Annotated in this window: 4 protein-coding genes; 2 read left to right on the top strand and 2 right to left on the bottom strand. The window is 67.1% G+C overall.

The genetic code is table 11. From position 1 onward, the window contains the following. The first annotated feature begins 67 nt into the window (after positions 1-67). Positions 68-616, top strand: coding sequence for a MerR family transcriptional regulator (locus tag VGC18_RS00775; RefSeq protein ID WP_331093212.1), 549 nt, complete (start codon positions 68-70; stop codon positions 614-616). Positions 617-818: 202 nt separating this feature from the next. Here VGC18_RS00775 and VGC18_RS00770 read toward each other — a convergent pair whose 3' ends face one another. Together VGC18_RS00770 and VGC18_RS00765 are read right to left on the bottom strand one after the other, a co-directional pair. Further along, a complete protein-coding gene (locus VGC18_RS00770; RefSeq protein ID WP_331093210.1) occupies positions 819-1,085 on the bottom strand; it encodes a hypothetical protein in 267 nt (88 codons plus the stop codon). Positions 1,086-1,266: 181 nt separating this feature from the next. Continuing rightward, a complete protein-coding gene (locus VGC18_RS00765) occupies positions 1,267-2,073 on the bottom strand; it encodes a ParA family protein (protein ID WP_331093214.1) in 807 nt (268 codons plus the stop codon). A gap of 122 nt (positions 2,074-2,195) precedes the next feature. On the opposite strand from VGC18_RS00765, the gene VGC18_RS00760 reads away from it, so the two are divergent. Further along, positions 2,196-5,600, top strand: a complete 3,405-nt coding sequence (locus tag VGC18_RS00760) for a pyruvate carboxylase (protein WP_331093209.1) — start codon at positions 2,196-2,198, stop codon at positions 5,598-5,600. The last annotated feature ends 223 nt before the right edge of the window (positions 5,601-5,823 follow it).

Below are 5,823 nucleotides of genomic sequence, written 5' to 3'. Positions count from 1 at the left end.
TATCAACCATTCCTTGAACGTTGGGAATGACGGATGCAGCAGGTCGAGAGAATGGAAAGGCAGTCAGATGAGCGAGCTCGGTACCCGTGGTGAGGATTCTCGCTACGATCTCGGACTGCTCTTCACCGACGGCCTGCCCGATCTCGACGATGCCGCCGGCTATCGCGGCGCCATAGCGGCCAGGGCCGCGGGGATCAGCTACCGACAGCTCGACTATTGGGCTCGCACCGGGCTCGTCGAACCAACCGTCCGCGGTGCGGCCGGCTCCGGATCCCAGCGCCTCTACGGGTTCCGTGACATCCTCGTGCTCAAGCTGGTCAAACGCCTGCTCGACACCGGGATCTCGCTGCAGCAGATCCGCACGGCCGTGAACCAGCTCCGGGAGGCCGGCGTGAACGACCTCGCCCAGACGACCCTCATGAGCGACGGCGCGAGCGTCTACCTCTGCACCTCGAACGACGAGGTCATCGACCTCGTGAGCCGCGGCCAGGGGGTGTTCGGCATTGCCGTCGGCAAGGTCCTGCGCGAGGTGGAGTCCAGCCTCGTCGAGCTCGACTCCGAGCGTCCCGACATCACCGACGAGCTCGCGGCCAGGCGCGCCACCAAGGCCTCCTGACCGGAGCGGTTCTTTTCCCTCTTCTCTCCTCGTGCGCGTTGGTGGGTTCGTTGACCGAGCGGGAGTGTTCGGCGCGCGGCCGGCGTGGGCTATCACACGGCTGGCAAATCCCGCCAATCTTCGCCTGGAGCCGCACCCGGACGGCTGGGATTAAAGCACGACAGAGCCGACTCTGAACCGGGTCGACTCTGCAGTAAAGGCGCTATGACCTATCGGCCGAGGGAGAGCCGCGTCGGCGGCCGCGCAGGATCACGACGAGGAGAACGACGGCAGCGAGCAGGAAGACTATCCCGAACGCCAAGCCATTCACATTCATCGTTAAAGCGGGTACCACGAGTGAGAAGTACACGCCCAGCCCTGCCAGCACGACGAGAGCCGCAATACGGATAGCGTTCATGATGATCTTTATCCCGGAGAAATTGCGAAGCGTTTTCACATTACGACTATTCGCGGCTGATTGGTAGGTCAAGGTTCTCCTCTGACGAGCAGGAGTAGGAACCCAAGAGCGTGGATGTCAGAGTCGCTGATGCGTTGTCCGACCCACCGCTCGGCGACTCGGTGAACTTTCCCTGCCGATGGCTGGTGTGGGTCCTGTGGGAGTGTTCGTGGACGGGAAACGGCTGCGGGAGCCTGGTCAGGTGTCGACCGCGTTAGGCGGTGACCGCGTACTCGCCGATCTTCGCGGTGCGAAGGATGCGATCGAGCAGCAGGTCGAAGTTGTGTGCCATCTCCTGGGCGCTCTCGCCCGGCCAGACGTGCAGCGGCTTGGCGGCGCCCTGCGCCTGCTGGAGCGAGGTGCGCTCGGGCAGCTGGGGGCTCAGCACGAGCGGGCCGAACATGTCGCGGAGCTCCTTGATGCGGAACTGGTGCTCGAGCGACTGGACCCTGGCCCGGTTGACAATGATGCCGAGAGGCTGAAGACGGGGCGAGAGGCCCCTGCGGATCTCCTCGATCGCACGAAGGGCACGATCGGCGGCGGCGACGGAGAACAGTCCCGGCTCGGTGACGACGGTCACCCGGTCGCTCGCAGCCCAGGCCGTGCGGGTGAGCGCGTTGAGGGACGGGGCGCAATCGATCAGAACGAGGTCGTAGTCGGCTTCGACGTTGGCCAGCGCCTCCTCGAGCTTCCAGATGTCGCGGATGCTCGGATGCGGGCCGTCGAAGTTGATGGCCGACGGGCTTCCGATCATGACGTCGATCTTGCCCGGACGGCCTTTGGTCCATCCGCTCGGAGCGATCGCCGCTATGACGATCTTCTCCTTGGGGGAGGCGAGGACGTCCGCGACGCTGAGGTGTCCGGCGACGTTGATGTCCATGCCGGTCGATACGTCAGACTGCGGATCGAGGTCCACCACGAGGGTGCGCAGACCCTTCGCGAAGGCGGCGGAGGCGAGCCCGAGCGTCACAGTGGTCTTTCCCACCCCTCCCTTGAGGGAGCTCACGCTGAGTACATGCACAAGAAGAGACGATACCTTCACTAGTCTGAAAGAACCTAAATCTTCGTGTCGCCGTCACAGCGATTTCGCGGCCGGGTCCTTCGGACTCCCGCGTGTCGCGAGCCGGAGTTGGAAAGGACCAGATGTTCAAGAAGATCCTCGTGGCCAACCGCGGCGAAATCGCGATTCGCGCCTTCCGCGCCGCCTACGAACTGGGCGCCCACACGGTGGCCATTTTCCCCTACGAGGATCGTAATTCGATGCATCGGCTCAAGGCGGACGAGGCCTACCAGATCGGCGAGCGCGGCCATCCGGTACGCGCCTATCTCGATGTGGCCGCGATCGTCCGGGTCGCTCGTGAGTCCGGAGCGGACGCCATCTATCCCGGCTACGGCTTCCTCTCGGAGAACCCCGAACTCGCGGAGGCCGCGGCCGCGGCCGGCATCGCCTTCATCGGCCCCGGCCAGCACGTGCTCGAGATGGCCGGGAACAAGGTCACCGCGAAGGAGCACGCGGTCGCCGCCGGCGTCCCGGTGCTCAGGTCGACCCCCGCCTCGAAGGACATCGACGAGCTGCTCGCCGGAGCCGACGCCATCGGGTTCCCGATCTTCGCGAAGGCCGTCGCCGGCGGCGGCGGTCGCGGGATGCGCAGGGTCGACAAGAAGGCCGACCTCAGGGAGGCCCTCGAAGGCGCGATGCGCGAGGCGGACAGCGCCTTCGGCGATCCGACCATGTTCCTGGAGCAGGCCGTGGTGCGTCCGCGGCACATCGAGGTGCAGATCCTCGCCGACGAGACGGGGGAGACCGTCCACCTGTTCGAACGGGACTGCTCCGTGCAGCGGCGCCACCAGAAGGTGATCGAGATCGCCCCGGCACCCAACCTGGACGAGGACATCCGCCAGGCCATGTATCGCGACGCCATCGCCTTCGCCAAATCGATCGGCTACGTGAACGCAGGAACCGTGGAGTTCCTGCTGGACACGGCGGGGGAGCGCAAGGGTCAGCACGTGTTCATCGAGATGAACCCGCGCATCCAGGTCGAGCACACGGTGACGGAGGAGATCACCGACATCGATCTCGTGCAGGCGCAGATGCGCATCGCCTACGGGCAGACCCTTCGTGAGCTCGGGCTCACCCAGGAGAACATCCGCATGCACGGCGCCGCCCTGCAGTGCCGCATCACGACGGAGGATCCGGCGGCCGGCTTCCGCCCCGACACGGGCAAGATCACCAACTACCGCTCGCCGGGCGGCGGTGGGGTCAGGCTCGACGGCGGCACGATCGACCCCGGCACCCAGATCAGCCCGCACTTCGACTCCATGCTCGTGAAGATGACCTGCCGGGGTCGCGACTTCCCCGCGGCGGTCGCCCGTGCCAAGCGCGGACTCGCGGAGTTCCGCATCCGCGGCATCTCCACGAACATCCCGTTCCTCCAGGCGGTCCTCGACGACCCGACCTTCGTCGCCGGCGATCTGAGCACCTCGTTCATCGAGGAGCGCCCTGAGCTGTTCGCGACGCGCCAGTCGAAGGATCGCGGCACCAAGATCCTCAACTGGCTCGCCGACGTCACGGTCAACCACCCCAACGGCGACGGGGAGGGCATCATCGACCCGACAGTCAAGCTGCCGTCGATCGACATCACCGAACCCGCCCCGGACGGCTCCCGTCAGCGCCTGCTCGAGCTCGGCCCGGTCGGCTTCGCCAGTGCGCTGCGTAGCCAGACCGCCCTGGCGGTCACCGAGACCACCTTCCGCGACGCTCACCAGTCGCTGCTGGCGACCAGGGTGCGGACGAGGGACCTCGTCGCCGTCGCCCCGTACGTGGCCAGGATGACCCCCGGACTGCTCTCGGTCGAGGCCTGGGGCGGTACGACCTACGACGTCGCGTTGCGGTTCCTCGGCGAGGACCCGTGGGATCGCCTCGCCTCGTTGCGGGAGGCGCTGCCGAACGTTGCCATCCAGATGCTGCTGCGTGGGCGCAACACCGTGGGCTACACCCCGTACCCGACCGAGGTGACGGATGCCTTCGTGCGGGAGGCGGCGTCAACCGGCGTCGACATCTTCCGCATCTTCGACGCACTCAACGACATCTCGCAGATGCGTCCGGCGATCGACGCGGTGCTCTCGACCGGCACCACCGTCGCGGAGGTCGCCCTCTGCTACACCGGCGACCTCCTCGATCCCGCCGAGGACCTGTACACCCTCGACTACTACCTGAGACTCGCCGAGCAGATCGTCGAGGCGGGGGCGCACATCCTTGCCATCAAGGACATGGCCGGGCTGCTTCGCGCCAGCGCGGCGGAGAAGCTGGTTGGTGCCCTGCGTGAGCGCTTCGACCTGCCGGTGCACGTCCACACCCACGACACGCCGGGCGGTCAGCTGGCGACCCTGCTCGCGGCCAGCCGTGCCGGTGCCGACGCCGTGGACGTCGCGAGCGCGCCGATGGCGGGGACCACCAGCCAGCCGTCCGCATCCGCGCTCGTCGCCGCCCTCGCCCACACGGAACGCGACACCGGCCTCTCGCTGCGCGCCGTCTCCGACCTCGAGCCGTACTGGGAGGCGGTGCGCCATGCCTACCGGCCGTTCGAGTCCGGTCTTGCCGGTCCGACCGGGCGGGTCTACAAGCACGAGATCCCCGGCGGGCAGCTGAGCAACCTGCGCCAGCAGGCCATCTCGCTCGGCCTCGGCGACCGATTCGAGCTGATCGAGGACCTGTACGCCGCGGCGAGCAGGATTCTCGGGCGCCCCCCGAAGGTCACCCCGTCGTCGAAGGCGGTCGGCGATCTCGCCCTCGCCCTGGCGGCGGCCAACGCCGATCCGGACGACTTCGAGCAGAATCCCGACAAGTACGACATCCCGGACTCCGTCATCGGCTTCATGGCGGGAGAGCTCGGCGACCTCCCGGGAGGCTGGCCAGAGCCATTCCGCAGCAAGGTCCTTGCCGGCCGCATGGTGAAGATCGGGGTCGAGGAGATCAGCGAGGAGGACCGTGCCGGTCTCGCAGGCGACGCCGCCTCGCGCAGGGCGACGCTCAACCGTCTGCTGTTCCCCGGTCCGACGGCCCAGTTCGAGCAGGTGCGCGACGAGTTCGGCGACCTCTCCGTCGTGGACACGGTCGACTACCTCTACGGGCTGCGGCAGGGTCAGGAACACGTCATCGCGATCAGCAAGGGGATCAGCCTCTATGTCGGGCTGGAGGCCATCGGCGACCCGGACGACAAGGGCATGCGCACCGTCATGACGATGCTCAACGGCCAGCTCCGGCCGGTGTTCGTTCGCGATCGCCGCATCGCGGTCGACGCACCGTCGGCGGAGAAGGCGGATGTGACCAATCCCGGACACGTGTCCGCCCCGTTCTCCGGCGTCGTCACGCTGCAGGTCGCCGAGGGAGACCGGGTGGAGGCGGGCCAGACCGTGGCCACCATCGAGGCGATGAAGATGGAGGCGGCGATCACGACCGCCATCGCGGGAACGGTGAGACGGCTCGCGGTGCCGAAGACGAGACAGGCCGACGCCGGCGATCTGCTGGTCGAGATCGGCCCGGCCTGATCGGGCGACTGCGGGACCCGGTCGGTGGACAGATCCGTCTCCGGGGTAAACTTGAGGGTTCGCGAGTCGGGGAAGGTGTTGTTGTCATGGCTGCCACAAGCAGGGAATCGGATGAAGCGGGCGATGCCACCGTCGGCCTCGACGCCCCCACGGACGACCTGGCCTCGAGCCTTCCGGAGAGCATGACCATCGCGGTCAACCTGCCGAGCACCGTCCACGACAC

The organism is Lacisediminihabitans sp. (assembly GCF_036404185.1).
GTDB lineage: Bacteria > Actinomycetota > Actinomycetes > Actinomycetales > Microbacteriaceae > Lacisediminihabitans.
This window is presented reverse-complemented; position numbering and strand designations above follow the sequence as displayed.